A 21,992-nucleotide genomic window follows, 5' to 3' on the forward strand; every position below is an offset into this window, starting at 1 on the left:
GCTCAGAGCGTTTATGCTCTGAGCTTTTTTGTGTAGAAAATAATCTCAGGGTCACCTTCATCTAAATTTTCAATTATTCCACTACGTACAAATAAAAGAGCGGAATTCCAATACAGACAAACACCTATTTTTCTATAGGAAATATGATAAAAAAGGTAGGCTAAATTGAGTAGAAGAGGTGAAAGGAATGAAAGGGATGGACAATAATGCACCACATGGTTTCTTCGGGAGTGGGTCGGATAGTTATGAACAAATGATGTTAATGGGAGGAGGACAACAAGGATACGGTGGAATTCCGAGCTGGATGGGCGGAACACCTGGAGGGGTTTCTACATCAGTAGCGGGTGTACAAACTGGAATTCCAACATTAACAGGAGGATTTCCATCATCGGTAGCCGGAGTGCAAACTGGAATCCCGACATTTGTTGGCGGAGCAGCGGGAGGAGTACCAGTAGGCGTACCAACTGCATTTCCATCTTTCGTTGGAGGAGTACAGACAGGATTTCCTGTACCAGGAGTAGGTGTTGTAGCAGGAGGAGTAGGTGGATATCCGCAAGTAGTTCACGGTTACCATGGTCATCATCACCATCATCAAGGTCAACATGGCCATCATGGTCATCACCATCATCAAGGTCAACACGGCCATCATGGTCATCACCACCATCAAGGTCAACACGGCCATCATGGTCATCACCACCATCAAGGTCAACACGGCCACCAAGGTCATCACCACCATCAAGGTCAACACGGCCACCAAGGTCATCACCATCATCAAGGTCAACATGGTCATCAGGGGCAACAAGTACATCACCAAGGCCACCACCACATTCATCCGCAAGCTGTTCTTTATCAAACTCATCAAGTCCAACACGGTCACCATGGACAGCACCACCAAGGCCAACATCATGGACACCATCACCAAGGCCATCAAGGCCAACACGGTCACCAAGGTCATCAAGGTCAACATGGCCACCACGGTCAACAGCACCAACAGCACCAACAATATCAGCAATATCAACAACAGCAACAATCTTCTCCTTGGACAGGTGGAATTGGAGCAGGGGCAGCAGGGGCAGCGGCAGGAGCAGCTAGTATTAGTGGAGCAGCAGGACACGCGGGGCACGTGGGTCATTAATGAGCTACAGAAAAAAAGACATAATAAAAAACTGCTAGGAAATCCTAGCAGTTTTTTTCAGCTTCTTGGCGCTGACGTTCGATTTCAGCACGAAGTTGTGGCTCTGGTGCTTGCCAGCCTTCTGGTTTTAAAATTTTGCCGTCGCCTTCGCGGAAGCGAGGTTTTCCATCAGGGAATAGCTTTGCCATGTTTGCGTTATTTACAATTTCAAATCCTTTATCAGGACGTACGCCCATTTCTGCAAACGTGCCGAATGCAAAGTAAATAAGGTCAATCAGTGCATCGTATTGATCTTCAACAGTCGTTGCCTCTAGAAATTCTTCTAGTTCTTCCTGCATAAAACTTGCACGGATTTTTGCGCGCTCTTCTGTTAATTTTGTTGGAGTATTTGTTACAGGATGTCCGAATACTTCATGCATTTTCGCAACAAGTTCGTATCCTTTATCTAAACCTTTTTCGTTTGTCATGTTGTTTCATCCTTTCTTACGTTATGCCGAAGTTTATTGTAACATAAGGTGATTATGAAATGAAAAGAACATCTTATCGAAATAAGATGTTCGCTCGTTATTCTTCTTTTTTTATTAAAAGGGATGAAATAAGATCGATGCCAAAAATACCGACCAGTAACATTGGTATAACGACAAGCAAGTAACGTGTGAAGGAAACATTTTTTAAGTATGTATGAGCAAATAAAAAGACGCCGAGAAATAAAATACCATTTAAAATAGGCTTTACTAATTTTTTAGACATAAGCTCCCCCATAAATATCTTCTCTCTCTATTTGATAATAAAAAAACTCCTCTCTCCGTTGTATCATGCTGGAGAGAGGAGTTCAATCATTTCTCATTCAATGACACCAGAATTTGTAATATTTACGGTGTATTTTATATGAACCGGAACATCTTTATACATTTGTCTCCATTCTTCTAATTTGAATGGGCGATAATGTTGCTTATACTTTGCACCTAGACCGAGAGGATCGACATTTAAAGATTTAAACTGCTTAATTAATTTGGCAGCCTGTATGTCCAATTGTTTTTGGACATCTTTTTCAATGTTTTTTGTGTTATTGTTATTTTCTAAGTTAATTTGTTTTGATAGTTCTTGAATACGTGCATCAAGACGAACGTGAATGAAAAAAGAAGGCTTTCCGTTTTTAATTTTTATATCGTAAGTTGGAACAGAACGAATATTATTAATCATTACGTACGCAGAATCTGTTTTAAATTCATGTGAATCTAATTTATGTTTCTCTAATAGTCCTTTAAATATGAACATATCTTTTTCCGCAATTTTACCGATATATTTATCCTTTTTAAAAAGGCCAATTCCGGTAATTTTTATTTTATCACCATGCTTCTTTAGAATGGGAATATAGTAGTCTTTTCCTTCTTGATAATAGCGAAATGCTCCTATATGTAGATTATCCGCTGGTAAAGGTCCGGTCTCCATGTTATGTTCTAGCAATTTTTTTATATAAATTGCAACGTTGTATGAAGTCGAATATTTGCCTTTTAAAAGTTCAGTACCATTCCCATCTAATAAAGCAGCATATAAAGCATTCCCTATATTCACATCTCGAAGTAATGTATCGAATGAAGTAGACATTCCTGTTTTGGCAAGTCTTATTGTATATAGAGCGACACGCATTTGTCCGCTAGCAAATGGTTGAGAAGACTCTAAAGATGTGTCTGCTTTTACTTGTTTTACCGCATTTGCACTGCCTTCAAAAACTTGAACTTTATTTCCTTTTTTCTGAATGGGACAAACGAATGTCACTTTTACTTTATTATCTTTTGCGACATCAAAAACGCTTCCTTGAATAAGTTGTACATCATCGATAATATTTTTTTGTAAACATCCAGTTAGACTGAAGAATGTTATACAAGAAATAAGTATTAATTTACTTGTGCTTTTGATTTTTTCCATTTTCTTTTCACCCACACAATAATAAATAGGATTGGGATGTATACATAAATGAGCCAAGAACTAACTTTTGACGCATTACTAATAAAATTATTAATATCATGTCTGTTTGTTAAAAGTTGTGAAACAATGACAGTGATAAGGAAGAAAGCAATTAGAACACCTCTTTGTTTCACGCGAAATATTTCGTGAGTTCCTCTCGTTGCCGCCCATAAAGGAAGGATGAAACTTGTAATAATAACGAGTGCATAAGCCGAAATTGCAATATATTCTAGCCTTTCTATGAATGGTAATTGAATGACTTGGGTCATAGAAAGTTGTGCCCATATTGTTTTTAACAACTGCTTCTCACTAAAAAAGGTAAAGGCTAAAAGGGTACTAAATAAATATAAAAGGTTTGAAAATAGTGCTCCGTATTGAGCGAATTTATGAGATTGCATAGGTTTTTTCACAAAAGGATAAACCATGAGATAAATCTCAAACCCTGTCATACTGTAGATTGACAGATGCGCTGCTTTTAAAATATCTGAAAAAGAATGTGTAAATATAGGAAGTAAATTATCCCAATGTGAGTATTTCAAAACAAATAGGCTAAGAAATAAATAGCCCAATGTACCGCCAACTGAGATTACGCAAATACCGGTAATGACACGAAATCCAGAGGAAATAATGTAATAACTAACTAAGCATAAAAAGAGTGTTAACATAAAGGTGGAAGCGGTCGGAAACATCCATACTTGAATAATTTCAACATATGTTCGGATGACCGAAATACTAACGATTAAAAAATAAGCCATAAAGATGATGCTAATGCCATTTCCTAGCCATTTTCCAAATGTTTGCCGATGTAAATCAACTAAATTCCCATTTGTTTCTTTTAATAAGACATACATCATCCATATAAGAATATGGATGAAAATTCCTGTGATTATAACCCCCATCCAGCCGTCGTATCCAGCAGCTTTTGCGATAATTCGAGCGAATCCGAGAACTCCAGCACCAAACTGTGCACCGTGAATTAAGAAGAAAACAAAGATAGGAGATATTTGATATTTTTCTTGAACTTTACTCATCAATGCACCTCATTTCTCAATCATCAAAATCTGATCTATGTTTTGTTGAAATTCCTTTCGCTGCTTTTTTTACATGTTGTGGTCTTGCTTGCACATCTCTCGTATCAATCATTGTTAATGGAAAACGGATCCAAGAATCTTTAACTGATTGTTGCCTTGTCGGATAAAATAAAGCGTACGGCTTACGTAAGGAAGTAAGCCGGAATAGATGAGTAAATAAGAAGATAAATCCAAGAGAAATCCCGAACAATCCACCTATTTCTGCAAACATAAGAAAAGGAAAGCGTAGTAATCGAACAGCGTTACCCATTTTATAAATAGGTGTAATAAAAGAAGCGAGTGCTGATAGTGCAACGATAATTAATAAAATGTTACTCGTTAACCCAGCTTGTACAGATGCTTGCCCGATTACGATACCGCCTACAATACCGAGTGTTTGTCCAACTTTCATCGGTAACCTTGCGCCGGCTTCTCTTAATAAATCAATTGCGAGTTCTAAAAAGAGCGCTTCAATTAAAGGTGGGAATGGTACTTGTGCCCTTGATAAAATTAAAGTTTCAAGTAAATCACTTGGAATAAGTTCATAATGATAATTTAAAACTGCAACGTATAACGGTGTAGCGCAAATTGAAAATAGAACGGCGATTAATCTTAAAATCCTTGAAAATGTAGCGTATAGCCAAGAGACGTTATAGTCTTCTGGTGAAATGAAAAAATCGAAATAGGATACAGGTGTTAGTAAAACGCTTGGAGAACCATCAACAAAAATAGCGATTTTCCCATCAATTAGTGCTTTTGTGACTCTATCAGTACGTTCTGTATTGATATAGAGAGGGAAAATCGATTTTTCACCCATTAATTCTTGTATATAAGCACTATCATTAATTTGATCATATTCAAGAGCGCGTAATGATTCCTCGAGAAAATCTACATTATCTTTTTCAGCGAGGTTGTCTAAATACATCATGACAACTTTTGTTTTGGAAAACTCGCCGATAATCATTTCTTTAGTTTGTAAATCTAAAACAGGAAGACGTTTTCGAACTAAATTAATGTTCGTATCAATATCCTCTACGAAACCTTCTTGCGGACCAATAACAGTTGATTCGTTTAAAGGAGGGGTTGGCGCACGATAATTATCAATTGCAATGTTTGCAAGCATACATTTTTGATCTTGCTGATTTAATTGAATGATCGCATGCCCCTTTAAAACCATATCCTCAATTTTTTGTAAATCGTTCGTAATTGTAATGCCGCTCATCGGAATATGTTCTTTTAGTTGTTCTAGAGAAGCACAAGGTTTCTCTAAAAGAGTAGGCATTAAATATTTCTGTAATTTCTCTCCATCAAGTGAAGGGCGATAGTAAGAAATCCAATAAGGCATCGTTTCATCGTCAGATGTATGGTAATTAATAAAATCACTAGACTTTTTAAGTTTCTCTATTAAATCTTGTAGGGAATGAATACGGTCTTTTTCTGGTTTTGTAAAGTCATAAATACTATTACCTCCAGAGCTTTGTTGCTTACTTTGAGAAGGTTCATCTTGCTTAGTATTTTGTTTTTTATCTTGAGAAGAATCACCTTGCTTAGCGCTTTGTTGCTTATCCTGAGAGGAATCCTCTTGCTTAGCGCTTTGTTGCTTATCCTGAGAGGAATCCTCTTGTTTAGCACTTTGTTGCTTATCCTGAGAAGAATCCTCTTGTTTATCGTTTTGTTGCTTATCTTGAGAGGAATCCTCTTGTTTAGCGCTTTGTTGCTTATCCTGAGAGGAGTCCTCTTGTTTAGCACTTTGTTGCTTATCCTGAGAGGAATCCTCTTGTTTAGCACTTTGTTGCTTACCTTGAGAGGAATCCTTTTGTTTAGAGCTTTGTTGTTTATTCTGAGAAGAATCCTCTTGTTTAGCACTTTGTTGCTTATCCTGAGAGGAATCTTTTTGCTCGTTATTTTTACCCTTATTATGTTTCATACTTCTAGTCTGTTCTTCGTTATCACCCTCTTGATTGTTAGAATGCTGCTCCCAGTTATCTGTTTCGTTTGCTTCTGGTGTATTTGATTTTTTTTTCTTACGTAACCAATTCCAAATCATATGTACGCCCTCTTTAATCTTGTAATATAGTGCTATTTTGTGGCTAATTTTGTATATTATTCATTTATTTATGAAAAGAAGAAGGAGATTAGTTTGCACAGAAAAAAGTCTTTAGTAAGCAGTTCATACTATAACGGGGAGAGGGAGAGTCTGTGCAAATTGTAAAAAAAGAGAAATTTGTTTTAAAAGAGTTTGCGTTTGAAAATGGCAGAGAAATTCCTGTTCAAATGGGATACGAGACATATGGTACGTTAAATAGAGAAAGGTCAAATGTGATTTTGGTTTGTCATTATTTTAGTGCAACAAGTCATGCGGCAGGAAAATATACAGTGCATGATGAGGAGTCTGGTTGGTGGGATGGGCTCATTGGACCTGGGAAAGCAATTGATACAAATAAGTATTTTGTTATATGTACGGATAATCTTTGTAATGTGCAGGCGAGGAATCCATATGTGATTACAACAGGACCGAAATCGATTAATCCAGAAACTGGAGAAGAATATGCTATGGATTTTCCGGTTTTTACATTTCTTGATGTAGCTCGTATGCAATATGAGTTAATAAAAGGTATGGGAATTTCAAGGTTACACGCTGTAATCGGACCGTCGGCGGGGGGAATGATTGCACAACAATGGGCGGTTCACTATCCACATATGGTAGAGCGGATGATTGGCGTTATTACGAACCCACAAAATCCAATTATTACGTCAGTAAACGTAGCGCAAAATGCGATTGAGGCAATTCAACTGGATCCAAGTTGGAAAGATGGAAAATATGGAGAAGAGCAGCCTATAAAGGGGCTTCATTTAGCGAGTAGAATGATGTTTATGAATGCGTTTGATGAGCATTTTTATGAAATGGCATTTCCTCGTAATAGTATCGAGATAGAACCTTATGAAAAGTTTTCTACATTAACATCATTTGAAAAAGAGATAAATACAGCGACATATAGAAGTATAGAGTTAGTAGATGCAAATTCATGGATGTATACTGCGAAGGCAGTTTTATTGCATGATATTGCACATCGGTTTTCTTCACTAGAAGAATCTCTTTCTAACATAGAAGCGAATGTACTTATGATTCCGTGTAAACAAGATTTGCTTCAGCCGTCTCGTTATAATTATAAAATGGTAGATATTTTGCAAAAACAAGGAAAATATGCGGAAGTGTATGAGATTGAAAGTATAAATGGGCATATGGCAGGAGCATTTGATATTCATTTATTTGAAAAAAAGGTTTATGAATTTTTGAATCGGAAAGTATCTAGTTTTGTGTAAAAGACAAATGATGGGGAAAAGGTGCAATGTTTGTAGTAGGCACCTTTTTTTACATAATTTGTAGACGGAAAATATATGTAGCGATTGCTATACCGAAAAACGCTATGCTGAGCAATAGAAATAAGAATGACATTTCTTGTGGGGAGTTTATTTTTCTATTATTTTTCATACTAAGAGCAATAATTGCAGCGAGTAAGAACACAATGCCCATAATGAAAAGAAAAAGCGTCATTTTAATCGACTCCTTTCATAAAACAAGTATATTGAGGATACAATGTGCTAGTTATGTTTGTAAAGAATAAATTTTTAGAGAAAATTGAGAAATAGTTTTTCGATTCTTTGCGTTCTTTCTTTTGCGTGCTAAAATTGGTAGAGAATGTTTGTGAAAAAGAAACTAAAGGTTTTATTGTATATAAGGAGGAACTACATATGACAGAAGTTAATACAATTACTACAGAAGAGGTACAAGAGCGTTTAGAAAATGGAGAAACGTTATTTCTAGTAGACGTAAGAGAAGATGAAGAAGTAGCGGCAGGAAAGATTCCAGAAGCTGTACATATTAAAATGGGCGATATCCCACATAAAGTAGATTTCTTTAATAAAGAGAATGAATATATCTTTATTTGTCGTTCGGGAATGCGCAGTGAAAATGTATGTCATTATTTAAATGAGCAAGGGTTTAAAACAGTGAACATGGTTGGCGGTATGCTTCAATATGAAGGTGAAACGAAATAGTTAATAGTTAAAAACTTGAAGCGAGTCTGTTTCAAGTTTTTTTCTTTTGCATACAGTATAAAAAAGGAGGAGGGGGAAATGGGAATTAATTTGCGTAAAGTGAAAATTATTAATAATACAGGCGCTGTTAATGTCGGTGACTGTTATGATATCTCGCCTTTAGCTGTGGCGAAAGTATATGCAGGTGCTGGAGGATCGAGTGCGGCTATTTTTTTAAATGGAAAAAGGCAGCCAGAAGCGGTGATTAGAACATCGGTATTTCTTCCGCCTTTGGCAACAAGTACACGTACGTTAGGTTCATAAAGGAAAGGTAGAGTGTAATTATGCCTGCGCATATAAAAGAATTTGTTATTGTTAATAATACTGGGAATATATTTACAGGTGATAATTTGAGTGATACTTCATTTACTGCTTCGAAATCATATAGTGGTTCAATGGGGTGCACTTGGATTGATGTTGTTACAGTAATAGGGACGGAGACGAAGCTTTGTTTACAGCCGGGTGATTCGGTGACGACAACATATACAAGAGGCACTCCTGCTGGTACTGTAACAGGAACAAATATGGGGCAAAGTGTAAATGCATCGGGTATAGCACAAGCTGTCCCTAATACAGATAATATGGATTCAATTGCAGGACTCCCTTAAGGAATTAAGGGAGTTTTTATTTATTTGAAATAAAAATAGTCTTGGAGATTATTTTTGTAAATAGATTAAGAAGAGGTTTATTTATTATGAAAAAGACGGTTTGTAGGTGGTGAAAGTGTGAAGAATCGTGATAATAATCGGAAGCAAAATTCGTTAAGCTCTAATTTTAGAATTCCACCCGAACTTATTGGACCTACTTTCCCCCCTGTTCCAACTGGATTTACAGGTATAGGGATTACTGGTCCAACAGGTCCACAAGGTCCGACTGGACCGCAAGGACCGAGAGGATTTCAAGGTCCAATGGGGGAGATGGGTCCGACTGGACCTCAAGGTGTGCAAGGGATTCAAGGGCCAGTTGGACCAATAGGCGCAACGGGACCAGAAGGGCAGCAGGGAGCACAAGGATTGAGAGGACCACAAGGAGAAACTGGAGCGACAGGACCTCAAGGGGTGCAAGGGTTACAAGGTCCGATTGGTCCAACGGGAGCGACTGGGGCACAAGGTATACAAGGAATACAGGGATTACAGGGGCCCATTGGAGCGACGGGACCTGAGGGACCTCAAGGAATTCAAGGCGTCCAAGGGTTACCGGGTGCAACTGGTCCACAAGGAATACAAGGAGCACAAGGGATACAAGGAACACAAGGACCGAGTGGAAATACAGGTGCAACCGGAGCAACGGGTCAGGGGCTAACAGGTCCGACTGGAATAACAGGCCCAACAGGGATAACTGGACCATCTGGAGGACCTCCTGGTCCAACGGGGCCAACTGGTGCGACAGGTCCGGGTGGCGGACCGAGTGGAAGTACAGGTGCGACTGGAGCAACGGGAAGTACTGGGGCTACAGGAAGTACAGGGGGAACAGGAGCAACGGGAACTACAGGTCCGACTGGAAGTACGGGAGCACAGGGCTTGCAAGGAATACAAGGAATTCAAGGGCCAATTGGCCCAACAGGTCCAGAAGGACCGCAGGGGATTCAAGGTATTCCTGGTCCGACAGGAATAACTGGTGAACAAGGAATCCAAGGAGTTCAGGGTATTCAAGGGGGAACGGGAGCAACAGGAGATCAAGGTCCACAAGGTATACAGGGGGCTATAGGTCCTCAAGGGGCCACAGGAGCAACAGGAGATCAAGGTCCACAAGGAATTCAAGGAGTACCAGGGCCATCAGGAGCAACAGGACTACAAGGAGTTCAAGGGATACAAGGTCCAATGGGCGATATAGGACCAACAGGTCCAGAAGGCCCAGAGGGACTTCAGGGCCCGCAAGGAATACAAGGAGTACCGGGGCCAGCTGGAGCAACGGGTCCAGAGGGGCCACAGGGGATACAAGGCATTCAAGGACCGGTAGGAGCAACAGGCTCACAAGGTCCCCAAGGAATTCAGGGAATTCAAGGTGTGCAAGGGATAACGGGAGCAACAGGAGTACAAGGAGCAACTGGAATTCAAGGTATACAAGGAGAAATAGGAGCAACGGGTCCAGAGGGTCCCCAAGGAGTGCAAGGTGCTCAAGGGGCGATTGGTCCAACAGGTCCAATGGGCGCACAAGGAGTGCAAGGAATACAAGGGATTCAAGGCCCAACAGGTGCACAAGGAGTGCAAGGTGCTCAAGGAATACAAGGGATTCAAGGTCCGACGGGTGCAACAGGAGATACGGGAGCAACTGGGGCGACAGGGGAAGGCACTACAGGCCCAACAGGAGTAACTGGTCCGACAGGGGTAACAGGCCCATCTGGAGGACCAGCAGGACCGACCGGCCCAACAGGGCCATCAGGTCCGACGGGAGTAACTGGTCCATCGGGTGGACCACCTGGCCCGACAGGAGCAACTGGTGCGACAGGAGTAACAGGGGATACCGGGGCGACAGGCTCAACTGGAGTGACAGGAGCGACAGGAGAAACGGGAGCAACCGGAGTGACAGGGTTACAAGGTCCCCAAGGAATCCAAGGTGTGCAAGGAGATATTGGTCCAACTGGTCCGCAAGGGATACAAGGTCCGCAAGGGATACAAGGAGTAACTGGTGCGACAGGAGATCAAGGCCCACAGGGAATCCAAGGCCCGCAAGGCGACATAGGTCCAACTGGTCCCCAAGGAATTCAAGGGTTACAAGGTCCCCAAGGGATTCAAGGAGCAACCGGAGCCACTGGAGCACAAGGTCCACAGGGTATTCAAGGTATTCAAGGTATTCAAGGTCCGACAGGCCCACAAGGCCCAACTGGAATCCAAGGGGTGCAAGGAGAGATAGGTCCAACCGGTCCACAAGGAGTTCAAGGGATACAAGGCCCAACGGGAGCTACAGGAGCAACCGGATCGACAGGTCCACAAGGAATTCAAGGCCCGCAAGGAATACAAGGTCCAACGGGGGCTACAGGAGCAACCGGTTCACAAGGTCCAACTGGAGATACAGGTCCAACCGGAGCTGGAGCCACTGGAGCGACCGGAGCGACTGGAGTTAGTACAACTGCAACGTATGCGTTTGCGAATAATACATCAGGAAGTGTTATTTCTGTTTTGTTAGGTGGTACGAATATTCCGTTACCAAACAATCAAAATATTGGACCAGGAATAACCGTTAGTGGTGGAAATACTGTATTTACAGTTGCGAATGCAGGAAACTATTATATAGCCTATACAATTAATTTAACGGCAGGATTACTTGTAAGTTCCCGTATAACTGTAAATGGCAGTCCGCTTGCGGGAACGATAAACTCCCCGGCAGTCGCTACTGGTTCATTTAGTGCAACAATAATTGCTAACTTGCCTGCTGGAGCTGCAGTTAGCTTACAATTATTTGGAGTAGTTGCGTTAGCTACATTATCTACGGCAACGCCAGGGGCTACTCTAACTATTATTAGATTAAGTTAATAAGCAGAAAACCTTGAAACTTTTATGTTTCAAGGTTTTTTTATCCTTGTATCTGGAAGTAAACCTCGTTAACCAGAGGGAGTGGATACCCTCTAATTATTTAAAGTTTCACTTTATTCCCTTGAGCAAAAACATCGCAGTTCGAAAATATATTATAATAGAATGAAAAGAAAGAAATTTGGCAGAAAGGGAGGGTGGCGATGCAGGAGATGGTTAAAGATTTTTTTGGACGCCCACTTCAAGATTTACGTATATCTGTCATTGATCGTTGCAATTTTAGATGTACATATTGTATGCCGGCGGAAATATTTGGGCCAGATTATGCTTTTTTGAAAGATGAGTTTTTACTAACTTTTGATGAAATTGAGCGTTTGGCAAAATTATTTGTTAACATCGGTGTACGAAAAATTAGAATTACTGGCGGTGAGCCACTACTTCGTAAAGATTTAGCAAAACTTATTGCACGTCTTGTGAAAATTGATGGGCTAATAGATATAGGGTTAACTACAAATGCTATCCATTTAACGAAACAAGCGAAGGCATTAAAAGAAGCTGGATTACATAGAGTGAATGTTAGTTTAGATGCGATAGATGACGACATATTTAAGAATATTAATGGTCGAAATATTAATACGAAACCGGTGATTAAGGGAATTATAGCAGCTAAAGAGGCGGGGCTGGAAGTAAAGGTAAATATGGTTGTGAAAAAAGGGATGAACGATCATCAAGTACTTCCGATGGCTGCGTATTTTAAAGAGCAAGGAATCACGCTTAGGTTTATTGAGTTTATGGATGTTGGTAGTACAAATGGGTGGAATTTTGATCAAGTGGTTACAAAGCGAGAATTGATTGAGATGATTCATAAGGTGTATCCGCTTGAGCCAGCTGAAGCCCACTACTTTGGTGAAGTTGCGAAGCGATATCGGTATGTTGGAACAAATGTTGAAGTTGGTTTTATTACATCTGTTTCTGAGTCATTTTGTGCCTCTTGTACGAGGGCGAGAATTTCGGCAGATGGAAAGTTTTATACGTGCTTATTTGCGACAGAGGGTTTGAATGTAAGAGAACTTCTTAGAGGGAATCTGTCGGATGAGGAGTTATTAAGTGTTATACAAGATGTATGGATGAATAGAAAAGATAGGTATTCGGATGAACGGACAGAAGAAAGTGCAAAAAATCGTCCGAAAATCGAAATGTCTTATATAGGAGGATAAGAAAGGGGGCTATCGCATGCAGGAGCGATATTCAAGACAAATATTATTTTCTGGTGTTGGAGAAGAAGGACAGAGAAAAATAAGAGAGAAGCATGTGCTTATTATAGGTGCTGGTGCTCTCGGTGCGGCCAATGCAGAAGCGATTGTTAGAGCAGGGGTTGGAAAAGTAACGATTGCTGATCGTGATTATGTAGAATGGAGTAATTTACAAAGACAACAACTATATACGGAAGAAGATGCAAAGCAGTATAAACCGAAGGCGATAGCGGCTGCAGAACATTTACAAGCAATTAATTCTGAGGTGGAAATAAATCCGGTTGTGACGGATGTAACGGTGCAAGAAATGGAAGAGTTAGTGCGTGATGTAGATTTAATATTAGATGCGACAGATAATTTTGAAACGCGTCTTCTCATTAATGATATTTCACAAAAGTATAATATTCCATGGATATATGGTGGTTGCGTCGGGAGTTACGGAGTAACGTATACAATTTTACCAGGGAAAACACCGTGTTTTCGCTGTTTAATGGAGCATCCGGCGAGCGGAGCAACATGTGACACAGCTGGTATTATACAACCGGCAGTACAATTAGTAGTTGCGCATCAAATTACGGAAGCGCTGAAAATATTAGTAGAAGACTTTGGGGCGCTTCGTGAAACGATGTTATCGTTTGATCTTTGGAATAATCAACAGATGGCATTTAAAGTGAATAGGCAGAAAAAAGATACTTGTTTATCTTGCGGAAGGTTACGTACATATCCGAGCTTAACATTTGAAGCACAAACAAAAACAGAAGTGTTATGTGGGCGAAATACAGTACAAATTCGCCCGGGTGTGCGGAAGAATTTTAATTTAGAAGAAATTAAAAAGCGCTTACAAAGAAGCGTAGAGATAAAGGCGACACCTTATTTATTATCATTTCCGGTAGAAGAATATCGTTTTGTTTTATTTACAGATGGCAGGGCGTTTATTCATGGGACGAATGATATGAATGTAGCGAAAAGTTTATATGCAAGGTATATAGGTTGAACCTAAAGGAAACCCTTTAGGTTCAACGGAGAGAGGATTATGAATTTCTCGTATAATCTCCACTTTTTCCACCTGTTTTTTCAAGTAAGTACGTTTCGCCGATAATCATACCTTTATCGACAGCTTTACACATATCATACACAGTAAGAGCGGTAGCGGAAGCAGCTGTTAAAGCTTCCATTTCAACACCGGTGCTACCTTCTGTTTTAACTTTTACTTCAATGAGTAAACGATATTGTTCTTCTGATTGTTTCCAATCGAAAGAAACGTCAACACCTTTTAATAATAAAGGATGGCACATTGGGATAATATCAGAAGTTCGTTTCGCAGCCATAATGCCTGCGATTTGCGCAACTGCTAATACGTCACCTTTCCCAATTTCATTGTGAGAGATTTTATCGTAAATTTCTTTCGTAACGACAATGCTAGAGCACGCAATTGCTGTACGAACGGTTGTTTTTTTATCGCTTATATCAACCATTTTTGCGCGTCCTTGGTCATTAAAATGTGTAAATGAAGACATGGAATTCCTCCTTGAAGTAATTTCTATTGAATACATAAAGTTTAATCGAGATAAAAAAAATTGCAAATATGAGGTGAGAAACGATGGTAGAAAAACGAATTCCAATTCAAGTTGCTGAGGCAGTAGAACGGGTAATGAAATATGCGAAGTATGGTGAAGTAGAAGAAATTTCTATTATGGAAAGTTACGGGAGAATTCTCGGGGAAGATGTTGTCTCAGATCATGACGTTCCTCATTTTGATCGTTCCCCTTACGACGGTTTCGCCATTCGAGCAGAAGATACGAAAGGAGCAACCCAAGAAAATCCAATTGAATTTGAAGTAATAGGAGAAATCGGGGCGGGGTCTGTTTTTTTAGAAGAAGTAGGAGCTTTTAAAGCGATTCGCATTATGACAGGAGCAGCTATTCCAGAAGAATGTAATGCAGTCGTAATGCTCGAGCTGACAGAAGGGTTTGAGAAGAACGGGAAAACATATATGAAGTTAAAACGCCCTTTTAATAACGGTGACAATGTGTCGTTTAAAGGAGAAGACATAAAACAAAATCAAGTTCTCGTTAAGAAAGGAGTTGCAATTAATCCAGGTGTTGCGGCCTTACTAGCAACGTTTGGATATAGCACTGTGAAAGTTGTAAAACAGCCTGTTGTCGGTATTGTAACAACAGGAAGTGAATTACTAGAAGTACATGAGCCGTTACAGCCGGGGAAAATTAGAAATAGTAACTCGTATATGATCGCAGCTCAAATTATGAAAGCTGGCGGGAAAGTTCGTTATTATGGTCAACTCGCCGATGAGCTAGATGCATGTTTTACAGCTGTTCAATTAGCGATGGATGAGGTCGATATTTTAATTACAACAGGCGGTGTATCAGTAGGAGATTATGACTACTTACCAGCTATTTATGAAAGGTTACAGGCGAATGTACTCTTTAATAAAATAGCGATGAGACCGGGAAGTGTAACGACAGTAGCTGAAGTTGATGGGAAGTTACTTTTCGGTTTATCAGGAAATCCGTCTGCTTGTTATGTAGGCTTTGAATTATTTGTGCATCCAATTATAAAAACGTATTTGTATGCGAAGGAACCTCACGTATATAGAGCGGATGCTATTTTACAAAAAGATTTTTCAAAGCCAAATCCATTTACTCGTTTCGTAAGAGCAAACGTAACGATTGTGGACGGGGCGTTACAAGCGATGCCGGTTGGTTTAGATAAATCGAGTGCGGTATCTTCACTTGCAGATGCGAATGCTTTTATCGTGTTACCTGGAGGAACGAGAGGATTTGAGACTGGGATGAAAGTATCCGTATTATTGTTAGAGCACTCTGAGGGATGTGATTGGCCATGGGCAAAGCCCCTTCAATCTTACAAATAGTAGGATATCAAAATAGCGGAAAAACGACACTTGTAGAGAAAATTGTGCATGTGTTAGCTGAAAGTGAAATAAAAGTTGCTACAATTAAACATCACGGGCACGGAGGTTTTCCAGAAGTAGCGCAAAAAGATAGCGAAAGACACCGTAAAGCTGGTGCTGTCGTAAGTAGTGTAGAAGGTGCTGGATTGCTTTCACTTTCTTCACTAAGAAAGAAATGGTCCTTGCAAGAAATTATTCGCTTATATGAGTTTTTTGAAGTGGATACAATTTTAATAGAGGGCTATAAAAAAGAGAACTACCCGAAAGTAGTGTTACTTCGTTCTGCGGAAGACGTTGAACTTTTACATAAAGTAGAAAATATAGTGGCGATTATTACGTGGTATGATGTCCCGGCAAATATACGAGAAGAATATAAAGTATTTCATATAACAGAAGAAGAGTTGTACATAGACTGGTTTTTACAAACGGTTAGGAGTGCGAAATGACAAATACATATTATGAAGTAATTGATACAGAAATCTCGATTGAAGAGGTAACGAAGAAAGTGATTCGACGTGAATGCGGTGCTGTTACAACATTTATTGGAACGGTTAGAGAGTTTACGAAAGGGCGTCGTACATTATACTTAGAGTATGTTGCTTATAAGACGATGGCAGAAAAGATGCTAGAGAAAATTGGTCTGGAAGTGAAAGAGAAATGGCCGGGTACATATGTTGCGATTACACATCGCATCGGTACGTTGCAAATTTCTGATATAGCGGTTGTTGTTGCTGTTTCAACACCACACCGTAAAGCGGCTTATGAAGCAAACGAATATATTATGGAACGCATAAAACAAATTGTTCCGATTTGGAAAAAGGAGTTTTGGGAAGATGGTGACTCATGGATTGGTGATCAATTAGAAAAAACACCATATCCGGCGGGAGAGCCTGGGAAGGAGCTATAAGTATGATTCGAGTATTGTTATTTGCGCACTTGCAAGAAGAGGCAGGAACAAGTGAATTACAAATAGAGAAAGAAAATATTACGGTTGCAGAGTTAAAAGATGTTGTTGCGAAAGAATATAATGTACCAGTTTCAGAGCCAATTATGGTTGCGATTAATGAAGAATACGCAAATGAAGATGACAGGGTCCAAGATGGTGATGTGGTTGCACTTATACCACCAGTGAGTGGTGGTTAATATTGGATTCATTAAAACGACTTTCCTAAGTAGGGGAAGTCGTTTTTTTATGGCGTTTTTGAGAACACTAACTTATAGGATAAGGAGGACGTTATGAAAAAAATATGTGTAATTATTACAGCGATATGTTCTATCTTTTTCTCTTCTCCAAGCGATTCTTTCGCGAAAGAATCAAGAGAACAGCTTTTAGAGAGTGCGTTATTGAATAGGTATTATTCGGTTATTAGACAAGTGACAGAAGATCAATATGAATGTGATGCAGTTATAAATATAAAGCGTCTCGGCAGGAAAGATGAATTTGTTCCTAGATTTGAAGTGACGCTACAATTTCTTACATTTCAAGGGGCGCATAATCCGCCAAATGACAAAGTTACACTTACTTTGGAGGATTATTTAGATCATATAAAGGTAAAAAATGTGGAGCGAGAAAAAAATGTTTCTAATGATGTTGTAGAAAAGATTTGTGCTCGCAAAAAAAGAAAAAATGAAAGCTCATTCTAATGATTGAGAGCGGTAACTTATTCCGCTATTTGCGGGATGATTAAAGTTTCAATTTATGACATTTTACAGAGAAAGGTAATGGGCGATGGATATATTTTTAGCAATTTTACCAGCTATATTTTGGGGGAGTATTGTGTTATTTAACGTAAAACTGGGCGGGGGACCGTATAGTCAAACGCTTGGAACAACGTTTGGAGCACTTATTTTCTCAATTGTTGTTTATATTTTTATGAAGCCAGTATTAACACCTACTGTGATTGGGGTTGGAGTTGTGTCAGGTTTATTTTGGGCGCTTGGTCAGGCGAATCAATTGAAAAGTATTGATTTAATGGGCGTTTCGAGGACGATGCCAATTTCAACAGGACTTCAATTAGTTGCGACGACTTTATTTGGCGTTATCGTATTTCATGAATGGTCCACGACAATATCGGTCGTCCTTGGGATTTTAGCGCTCGTTTGTATTATTGTCGGTGTTATTTTAACATCACTTCAAAGTGAAGAAGAAAAAAATGCAGAGCAAGCAGCAAATTTTAAAAGAGGTATCATAATTTTATTAATTTCAACAGTCGGTTATTTAGTTTACGTAGTAGTGATTAGACTATTTAACGTAGATGGTTGGTCAGCTTTATTACCACAAGCAGTTGGTATGGTATTAGGAGGGATTTTGCTTACCTTTAAACATCATCCATTCAATAAATATGCAATCCGAAATATTATTCCAGGATTAATTTGGGCAGCTGGAAATATGTTTTTATTCATTTCGCAGCCGCGTGTTGGAGTCGCAACAAGTTTCTCGCTATCGCAAATGGGAATTATTATTTCCACGCTTGGTGGGATCCTTATATTAGGTGAAAAGAAAACGAAACGCCAATTAACGGGTATCGTTGTCGGTATCGTTTTTATTATCGCAGCCGGAATTATGTTAGGTATAGCAAAAAGTTAAAGGAGGTATTGAAATGTATAGTGATTTAGAAGGAAAAGTGGTCGTTATTACAGGATCAGCAACTGGTCTTGGTAGGGCGATGGGAGTAAGGTTTGCTAAGGAAAAAGCGAAAGTGGTTATTAATTATCGCTCACGAGAATCAGAAGCAAATGATGTGTTAGAAGAAATTAAAAAGGTAGGCGGAGAAGCGATTGCTGTAAAAGGTGATGTAACCGTCGAATCAGATGTTGTGAATCTCATTCAATCTGCTGTGAAAGAATTTGGTACGCTTGACGTTATGATTAATAATGCAGGGATAGAAAATGCAGTACCATCGCATGAAATGCCACTTGAAGATTGGAATAAGGTAATTAATACAAATTTAACAGGTGCTTTTTTAGGAAGTCGTGAAGCGATTAAATATTTTGTAGAACATGACATTAAAGGGTCTGTCATTAATATGTCTAGTGTTCATGAGAAAATTCCGTGGCCACTATTCGTGCACTATGCAGCGAGTAAGGGTGGTATTAAACTGATGACAGAAACGTTAGCGCTAGAATATGCGCCAAAAGGTATTCGAGTAAATAATATAGGACCAGGTGCAATTAATACGCCGATCAATGCAGAAAAATTTGCTGATCCTAAAAAACGTGCTGACGTAGAAAGTATGATACCGATGGGCTACATTGGAAAACCAGAAGAAATTGCAGCAGTAGCAACTTGGCTCGCTTCTTCAGAGGCGAGTTATGTAACGGGAATTACGCTATTTGCAGATGGTGGAATGACGTTATATCCATCGTTTCAAGCTGGACGTGGGTAATATAAAAGGACGAAGAGATAAAACTCTTCGTCCTTTTTTTACAAAAAAAATAGCGGCCAGCTATTTTAAATTTAGTGATTAATTGTATCTTGAAGAAATTCTGTTGCTTGATGTTCAGTAACATTTTGTACGAGCGCGACTTCGCTAATCATCATTTTTCGTGCATTATCTAGCATTTGTTTTTCGCTCGCATTTAATGCTCTCTCTTTATTACGGCGAAGTAAATCCCGAACAACTTCTGCGCTATCTTGTAAATTGCCGTTTTTCATTTTTTCCATATTCATTGTATATCTTTGTTTCCATGAGAGTGATGGGTCTGACTCCCCGTTTTGAAATTCAAGAAGTATATCATCTAACGTACCTCGATCAACGATATAACGAATACCCGATTTTTTTAATTGATCCATCGGAAGCATTACTTGCATATCTTTACTAATGATGCGTATCACACAATATTGACGTGAAGTACCTAATATTTCTTTCTCTTCAATTGCTTCAATGATTCCTGCACCGTGCATTGGATAAACGATTTTATCACCAATTTGAAACAAATCATCCACCTCCATATGTGGTAACCACTTTTAATGATAGCATACGTATGTAAAAATGTCAAATTTTATATAATAACATAATATTTATATTCGAGTCAATAAGATAAAGTGCTTTTTTTATGTTTTTTTTGGGGGCCTTATTTATAGTGATTTTTTTAGAAAAATAGTACAGGTGAAGAAAGAAGGCATATCCACTTATTTTTAAGCATAAAATGTAAAAGCGCTAATACAATATACCTAAATCCGTTCTTTGCAAAGGAGGGAGAGAAGGTGGGGCGCACAATAAAAATTGATATTACAAATAAAGTTGTAGCTAAATTTAGACCAAATTATTTGGAATTATATACGAGTAAATTTATGATAGGTAAGTTTTATGTCTATACTGAAGATAAAGAATATGTGTTAGAAGACGGATATATATATGAGAATGGAAAGTTTTATCGCATCATAGATACGCACCGTGGCAATAATCAAGCGGCGGAGGGCTGCGATCTAGGACGGTGTTAACATGATTCGTGTGAAAGTATTTGATGAAAGTCACGAAAAAGACTTAGAAGACGCTGTAAATGTTTTTTTGAAAAAGATTGATGATAGCAACTTTGTAGATATTAAGTATCAAGTTGGTGTTTCCCTTAACGACGATGAAAACCAAATTTATTGTTTTTCAGCAATGATCGTTTATAAAGCATAAAAAAGAGCTGGGTGAGCCAGCTCTTTTTTATGCTTTATGTTGGGACAACATGTGTCGGTAATACATTCATAATAGATTGGGGGGCGCCTGATTTCTTTGTCGTTAAAAGAGGCTCCCCTGTTTCATGGTTTTGGGCATCTTTACACATACCAAGGTGATAACGATCACCTAAAAATGGATCAATATAAAAACCGTTTTTGAATATTTTATCATTTGGATGTTTTTCATGATGAATATCAGAGCAGTTAATGCAATAGAACATAGCGTTCAACCCCTTTTTATTTTGTTTGAAAAAAGTGAGTCGGTAGTCATTTCGCTCCTGAGGAAATGTTGAGGAGAAGAGAAATAACTACCTACTCAAATGGTGGGCATATTCCTTCTGATTTGTCATATCTCGCGTATTGTCCCTGAGGGAAGGAGGAGAGACGAAGTACGCATGATATAAGTAAGGCGTTTCTTTCAATATGAATGATGGAGTTTCATGTTGAGAGAAGTTTTTATTTTGTATTGCCTTTGTGAGTATATTATGAGGAAATGCTAAGAGGGTGTTTGTCCTGTTGAAAAAATGTTGAGAATTTCTCAACAGTAAAAGAATTAGCGTTGACATGAAACTAAAAGGTGTTATATTATCGAAGTGTAACCAAAAGGTGTTATGTTATAACGCCGAGTAAAGGAGAATGAACATGGAACAACAAAATACATTAAATGATATTAAACAAACAATCGTTTTTAACGCGTCTATTCAAAAGGTATGGAGTGTAGTATCAACTGCAGAAGGGATTGCGTCATGGTTTATGCCAAATGATTTTGTATTAGAGGTAGGGCATGAATTTCATGTGCAATCGCCATTTGGGCCATCACCATGTAAAGTGTTAGAAATTGATGAGCCAAACCATTTATCTTTCTCATGGGATACAGATGGCTGGGTTGTTTCATTTAATTTGAAAGACTTAGGAGATAACAAAACAGAATTTACGTTAATTCACGGCGGCTGGAAACATCCTGATGAAATTCTTCCGAAAGCGAATGCGAAGAGCTCTATTATTCGCGATAGAATGAGCGGTGGTTGGGTAGCGATTGTAAATGAAAAACTGAAAAAGGTTGTCGAAGGCTAAGTGTCCTCGTCAGCAGCGAAATATGATGTATTTCAAGCAATTGCTGATCCAACCCGCCGAGAAGTAATACGGTTATTAAGTGACAAAGAGTTACCGATTTCCAAAATAACGGATCATTTTCCGATGAGTCGTACTGCGGTTGTAAAGCACCTTCATATTCTTTCGGAAGCGAATTTAGTAAGTGGAAGAAAAAGCGGAAGAGAGAAGATATATCGTTTGCATCCAGAACCATTAGAAGAATTACAACAGTGGCTCTCGTATTATGAACGTTTTTGGGATAATAAATTATCCATGCTGAAACATATTGTGGAAAATGAAGAATAAAA

General features: G+C 39.0%; 27 protein-coding genes and 2 pseudogenes. 19 read left to right on the forward strand and 10 right to left on the reverse strand.

The genetic code is table 11. The annotated features are described in order from the left end of the window. Window positions 1-11: 11 nt before the first annotated feature. Window positions 12-92: pseudogene (locus tag MRP26_RS22195) on the reverse strand (GNAT family N-acetyltransferase); the annotation flags it as partial. 95 nt (window positions 93-187) lie between these two features. On the opposite strand from MRP26_RS22195, the gene MRP26_RS22200 reads away from it, so the two are divergent. Continuing rightward, window positions 188-1,135 carry a hypothetical protein gene (locus tag MRP26_RS22200; protein ID WP_242806968.1) on the forward strand — a complete coding sequence of 316 codons (948 nt, stop codon included), beginning with the start codon at window positions 188-190 and terminating at the stop codon, window positions 1,133-1,135. 44 nt (window positions 1,136-1,179) lie between these two features. Here the strand turns inward: MRP26_RS22200 and MRP26_RS22205 are convergent, their stop codons facing one another. From MRP26_RS22205 to MRP26_RS22225, 5 genes are all read right to left on the reverse strand, one after another. Further along, window positions 1,180-1,602, reverse strand: coding sequence for a pyrophosphohydrolase domain-containing protein (locus MRP26_RS22205; RefSeq protein WP_000180554.1), 423 nt, complete (start codon window positions 1,600-1,602; stop codon window positions 1,180-1,182). 97 nt (window positions 1,603-1,699) lie between these two features. Continuing rightward, window positions 1,700-1,885 carry a hypothetical protein gene (locus MRP26_RS22210; protein WP_000038781.1) on the reverse strand — a complete coding sequence of 62 codons (186 nt, stop codon included), beginning with the start codon at window positions 1,883-1,885 and terminating at the stop codon, window positions 1,700-1,702. 93 nt (window positions 1,886-1,978) lie between these two features. After that, window positions 1,979-3,064 carry a spore germination protein GerHC gene (gerHC, locus tag MRP26_RS22215; RefSeq protein WP_078400698.1) on the reverse strand — a complete coding sequence of 362 codons (1,086 nt, stop codon included), beginning with the start codon at window positions 3,062-3,064 and terminating at the stop codon, window positions 1,979-1,981. Then, window positions 3,034-4,134, reverse strand: a complete 1,101-nt coding sequence (locus MRP26_RS22220) for a spore germination protein (RefSeq protein ID WP_069356327.1) — start codon at window positions 4,132-4,134, stop codon at window positions 3,034-3,036. Before MRP26_RS22220 ends, gerHC begins: the two co-directional genes overlap by 31 nt. Window positions 4,135-4,150: 16 nt before the next feature. Beyond that, window positions 4,151-6,220, reverse strand: a complete 2,070-nt coding sequence (locus tag MRP26_RS22225; RefSeq protein ID WP_242806970.1) for a spore germination protein — start codon at window positions 6,218-6,220, stop codon at window positions 4,151-4,153. 152 nt (window positions 6,221-6,372) lie between these two features. Between MRP26_RS22225 and MRP26_RS22230 the strand changes: the two genes are divergently transcribed. Beyond that, window positions 6,373-7,497 (forward strand): homoserine O-acetyltransferase family protein, encoded by a 1,125-nt coding sequence (locus tag MRP26_RS22230; RefSeq protein ID WP_242806974.1) that lies wholly within the window; start codon window positions 6,373-6,375, stop codon window positions 7,495-7,497. A 49-nt stretch (window positions 7,498-7,546) separates the two neighbouring features. Here MRP26_RS22230 and MRP26_RS22235 read toward each other — a convergent pair whose 3' ends face one another. Next, window positions 7,547-7,729: a hypothetical protein gene (locus MRP26_RS22235; RefSeq protein ID WP_000171889.1), complete on the reverse strand. Its 183-nt coding sequence runs from the start codon at window positions 7,727-7,729 to the stop codon at window positions 7,547-7,549. A 197-nt stretch (window positions 7,730-7,926) separates the two neighbouring features. Between MRP26_RS22235 and MRP26_RS22240 the strand changes: the two genes are divergently transcribed. The 6 genes from MRP26_RS22240 (at window position 7,927) to MRP26_RS22265 (ending at window position 13,988) form a co-directional block, all read left to right on the forward strand. Then, complete coding sequence (locus MRP26_RS22240; RefSeq protein ID WP_000141254.1) at window positions 7,927-8,232, forward strand: rhodanese-like domain-containing protein; 306 nt, start codon at window positions 7,927-7,929, stop codon at window positions 8,230-8,232. A 78-nt stretch (window positions 8,233-8,310) separates the two neighbouring features. Beyond that, window positions 8,311-8,535 (forward strand): spore germination protein, encoded by a 225-nt coding sequence (locus tag MRP26_RS22245; protein ID WP_000512463.1) that lies wholly within the window; start codon window positions 8,311-8,313, stop codon window positions 8,533-8,535. 20 nt (window positions 8,536-8,555) lie between these two features. Then, window positions 8,556-8,879, forward strand: a complete 324-nt coding sequence (locus MRP26_RS22250) for a hypothetical protein (RefSeq protein ID WP_001110852.1) — start codon at window positions 8,556-8,558, stop codon at window positions 8,877-8,879. A 117-nt stretch (window positions 8,880-8,996) separates the two neighbouring features. Then, window positions 8,997-11,744 (forward strand): BclA C-terminal domain-containing protein, encoded by a 2,748-nt coding sequence (locus MRP26_RS22255; protein ID WP_242806975.1) that lies wholly within the window; start codon window positions 8,997-8,999, stop codon window positions 11,742-11,744. Window positions 11,745-11,944: 200 nt separating this feature from the next. Next, on the forward strand, window positions 11,945-12,958 hold the full coding sequence (gene moaA, locus MRP26_RS22260) for a GTP 3',8-cyclase MoaA (RefSeq protein ID WP_088023171.1): 1,014 nt from the start codon (window positions 11,945-11,947) through the stop codon (window positions 12,956-12,958). A 16-nt stretch (window positions 12,959-12,974) separates the two neighbouring features. Beyond that, window positions 12,975-13,988, forward strand: coding sequence for a molybdopterin-synthase adenylyltransferase MoeB (locus MRP26_RS22265; RefSeq protein ID WP_016080015.1), 1,014 nt, complete (start codon window positions 12,975-12,977; stop codon window positions 13,986-13,988). 37 nt (window positions 13,989-14,025) lie between these two features. Here the strand turns inward: MRP26_RS22265 and moaC are convergent, their stop codons facing one another. After that, window positions 14,026-14,511, reverse strand: a complete 486-nt coding sequence (gene moaC / locus MRP26_RS22270) for a cyclic pyranopterin monophosphate synthase MoaC (RefSeq protein WP_000094153.1) — start codon at window positions 14,509-14,511, stop codon at window positions 14,026-14,028. An 83-nt stretch (window positions 14,512-14,594) separates the two neighbouring features. On the opposite strand from moaC, the gene MRP26_RS22275 reads away from it, so the two are divergent. From MRP26_RS22275 to MRP26_RS22305, 7 genes and pseudogenes are all read left to right on the forward strand, one after another. Then, window positions 14,595-15,884, forward strand: a complete 1,290-nt coding sequence (locus MRP26_RS22275) for a molybdopterin molybdotransferase MoeA (protein WP_098678560.1) — start codon at window positions 14,595-14,597, stop codon at window positions 15,882-15,884. After that, window positions 15,854-16,369: a molybdopterin-guanine dinucleotide biosynthesis protein B gene (mobB, locus tag MRP26_RS22280; protein WP_071713777.1), complete on the forward strand. Its 516-nt coding sequence runs from the start codon at window positions 15,854-15,856 to the stop codon at window positions 16,367-16,369. The genes MRP26_RS22275 and mobB overlap by 31 nt, the downstream gene beginning before the upstream one ends. After that, complete coding sequence (moaE, locus tag MRP26_RS22285; RefSeq protein ID WP_000185943.1) at window positions 16,366-16,830, forward strand: molybdopterin synthase catalytic subunit MoaE; 465 nt, start codon at window positions 16,366-16,368, stop codon at window positions 16,828-16,830. Before mobB ends, moaE begins: the two co-directional genes overlap by 4 nt. A gap of 2 nt (window positions 16,831-16,832) precedes the next feature. Further along, the gene (gene moaD / locus MRP26_RS22290; RefSeq protein WP_000621772.1) at window positions 16,833-17,066 is read left to right on the forward strand and encodes a molybdopterin converting factor subunit 1; all 234 of its coding nucleotides are present in this window, start codon (window positions 16,833-16,835) and stop codon (window positions 17,064-17,066) included. 93 nt (window positions 17,067-17,159) lie between these two features. Then, window positions 17,160-17,574 (forward strand): annotated as a pseudogene (locus MRP26_RS22295) (DUF3888 domain-containing protein). A 78-nt stretch (window positions 17,575-17,652) separates the two neighbouring features. Continuing rightward, window positions 17,653-18,510, forward strand: coding sequence for a glucose uptake protein GlcU (gene glcU, locus MRP26_RS22300; protein WP_000350865.1), 858 nt, complete (start codon window positions 17,653-17,655; stop codon window positions 18,508-18,510). Window positions 18,511-18,523: 13 nt separating this feature from the next. Then, entirely contained in the window at window positions 18,524-19,309 is a 786-nt protein-coding gene (locus MRP26_RS22305) for a glucose 1-dehydrogenase (protein ID WP_000286698.1), read from the forward strand. A gap of 71 nt (window positions 19,310-19,380) precedes the next feature. Here the strand turns inward: MRP26_RS22305 and MRP26_RS22310 are convergent, their stop codons facing one another. Next, entirely contained in the window at window positions 19,381-19,875 is a 495-nt protein-coding gene (locus MRP26_RS22310) for a CarD family transcriptional regulator (RefSeq protein ID WP_000451442.1), read from the reverse strand. A 255-nt stretch (window positions 19,876-20,130) separates the two neighbouring features. On the opposite strand from MRP26_RS22310, the gene MRP26_RS22315 reads away from it, so the two are divergent. Together MRP26_RS22315 and MRP26_RS22320 are read left to right on the forward strand one after the other, a co-directional pair. Next, a complete protein-coding gene (locus tag MRP26_RS22315; RefSeq protein WP_000533803.1) occupies window positions 20,131-20,367 on the forward strand; it encodes a DUF2553 family protein in 237 nt (78 codons plus the stop codon). Window position 20,368: 1 nt separating this feature from the next. Further along, window positions 20,369-20,551: a sporulation protein Cse60 gene (locus tag MRP26_RS22320; RefSeq protein ID WP_078400691.1), complete on the forward strand. Its 183-nt coding sequence runs from the start codon at window positions 20,369-20,371 to the stop codon at window positions 20,549-20,551. Between the two features lie 34 nt (window positions 20,552-20,585). On the opposite strand, the gene MRP26_RS22325 is transcribed toward MRP26_RS22320, so the two are convergent. Next, window positions 20,586-20,813 carry a DUF3973 domain-containing protein gene (locus MRP26_RS22325; RefSeq protein WP_098015197.1) on the reverse strand — a complete coding sequence of 76 codons (228 nt, stop codon included), beginning with the start codon at window positions 20,811-20,813 and terminating at the stop codon, window positions 20,586-20,588. Between the two features lie 421 nt (window positions 20,814-21,234). Between MRP26_RS22325 and MRP26_RS22330 the strand changes: the two genes are divergently transcribed. Then, the gene (locus MRP26_RS22330; protein ID WP_000437769.1) at window positions 21,235-21,666 is read left to right on the forward strand and encodes an SRPBCC family protein; all 432 of its coding nucleotides are present in this window, start codon (window positions 21,235-21,237) and stop codon (window positions 21,664-21,666) included. Beyond that, window positions 21,667-21,990, forward strand: coding sequence for an ArsR/SmtB family transcription factor (locus MRP26_RS22335; protein ID WP_000098837.1), 324 nt, complete (start codon window positions 21,667-21,669; stop codon window positions 21,988-21,990). It begins immediately after the preceding gene. Window positions 21,991-21,992: the final 2 nt, after the last annotated feature.

Origin of the sequence: Bacillus sp. CCB-MMP212, assembly GCF_022748145.1 — a bacterium.
In the GTDB taxonomy this organism is placed as follows: domain Bacteria; phylum Bacillota; class Bacilli; order Bacillales; family Bacillaceae_G; genus Bacillus_A; species Bacillus_A cereus.

Coding starts and splice junctions, on each gene's coding strand:
- MRP26_RS22200 (WP_242806968.1), top strand. CDS start 188: ATGAAAGGGATGGACAATAATGCACCACATGGTTTCTTCGGGAGTGGG.
- MRP26_RS22205 (WP_000180554.1), bottom strand. CDS start 1,602: ATGACAAACGAAAAAGGTTTAGATAAAGGATACGAACTTGTTGCGAAA.
- MRP26_RS22210 (WP_000038781.1), bottom strand. CDS start 1,885: ATGTCTAAAAAATTAGTAAAGCCTATTTTAAATGGTATTTTATTTCTC.
- gerHC (WP_078400698.1), bottom strand. CDS start 3,064: ATGGAAAAAATCAAAAGCACAAGTAAATTAATACTTATTTCTTGTATA.
- MRP26_RS22220 (WP_069356327.1), bottom strand. CDS start 4,134: ATGAGTAAAGTTCAAGAAAAATATCAAATATCTCCTATCTTTGTTTTC.
- MRP26_RS22225 (WP_242806970.1), bottom strand. CDS start 6,220: ATGATTTGGAATTGGTTACGTAAGAAAAAAAAATCAAATACACCAGAA.
- MRP26_RS22235 (WP_000171889.1), bottom strand. CDS start 7,729: ATGACGCTTTTTCTTTTCATTATGGGCATTGTGTTCTTACTCGCTGCA.
- MRP26_RS22240 (WP_000141254.1), top strand. CDS start 7,927: ATGACAGAAGTTAATACAATTACTACAGAAGAGGTACAAGAGCGTTTA.
- MRP26_RS22245 (WP_000512463.1), top strand. CDS start 8,311: ATGGGAATTAATTTGCGTAAAGTGAAAATTATTAATAATACAGGCGCT.
- MRP26_RS22250 (WP_001110852.1), top strand. CDS start 8,556: ATGCCTGCGCATATAAAAGAATTTGTTATTGTTAATAATACTGGGAAT.
- moaA (WP_088023171.1), top strand. CDS start 11,945: ATGCAGGAGATGGTTAAAGATTTTTTTGGACGCCCACTTCAAGATTTA.
- MRP26_RS22265 (WP_016080015.1), top strand. CDS start 12,975: ATGCAGGAGCGATATTCAAGACAAATATTATTTTCTGGTGTTGGAGAA.
- moaC (WP_000094153.1), bottom strand. CDS start 14,511: ATGTCTTCATTTACACATTTTAATGACCAAGGACGCGCAAAAATGGTT.
- MRP26_RS22275 (WP_098678560.1), top strand. CDS start 14,595: ATGGTAGAAAAACGAATTCCAATTCAAGTTGCTGAGGCAGTAGAACGG.
- mobB (WP_071713777.1), top strand. CDS start 15,854: ATGGGCAAAGCCCCTTCAATCTTACAAATAGTAGGATATCAAAATAGC.
- moaE (WP_000185943.1), top strand. CDS start 16,366: ATGACAAATACATATTATGAAGTAATTGATACAGAAATCTCGATTGAA.
- moaD (WP_000621772.1), top strand. CDS start 16,833: ATGATTCGAGTATTGTTATTTGCGCACTTGCAAGAAGAGGCAGGAACA.
- glcU (WP_000350865.1), top strand. CDS start 17,653: ATGGATATATTTTTAGCAATTTTACCAGCTATATTTTGGGGGAGTATT.
- MRP26_RS22305 (WP_000286698.1), top strand. CDS start 18,524: ATGTATAGTGATTTAGAAGGAAAAGTGGTCGTTATTACAGGATCAGCA.
- MRP26_RS22310 (WP_000451442.1), bottom strand. CDS start 19,875: ATGGAGGTGGATGATTTGTTTCAAATTGGTGATAAAATCGTTTATCCA.
- MRP26_RS22320 (WP_078400691.1), top strand. CDS start 20,369: ATGATTCGTGTGAAAGTATTTGATGAAAGTCACGAAAAAGACTTAGAA.
- MRP26_RS22325 (WP_098015197.1), bottom strand. CDS start 20,813: ATGTTCTATTGCATTAACTGCTCTGATATTCATCATGAAAAACATCCA.
- MRP26_RS22330 (WP_000437769.1), top strand. CDS start 21,235: ATGGAACAACAAAATACATTAAATGATATTAAACAAACAATCGTTTTT.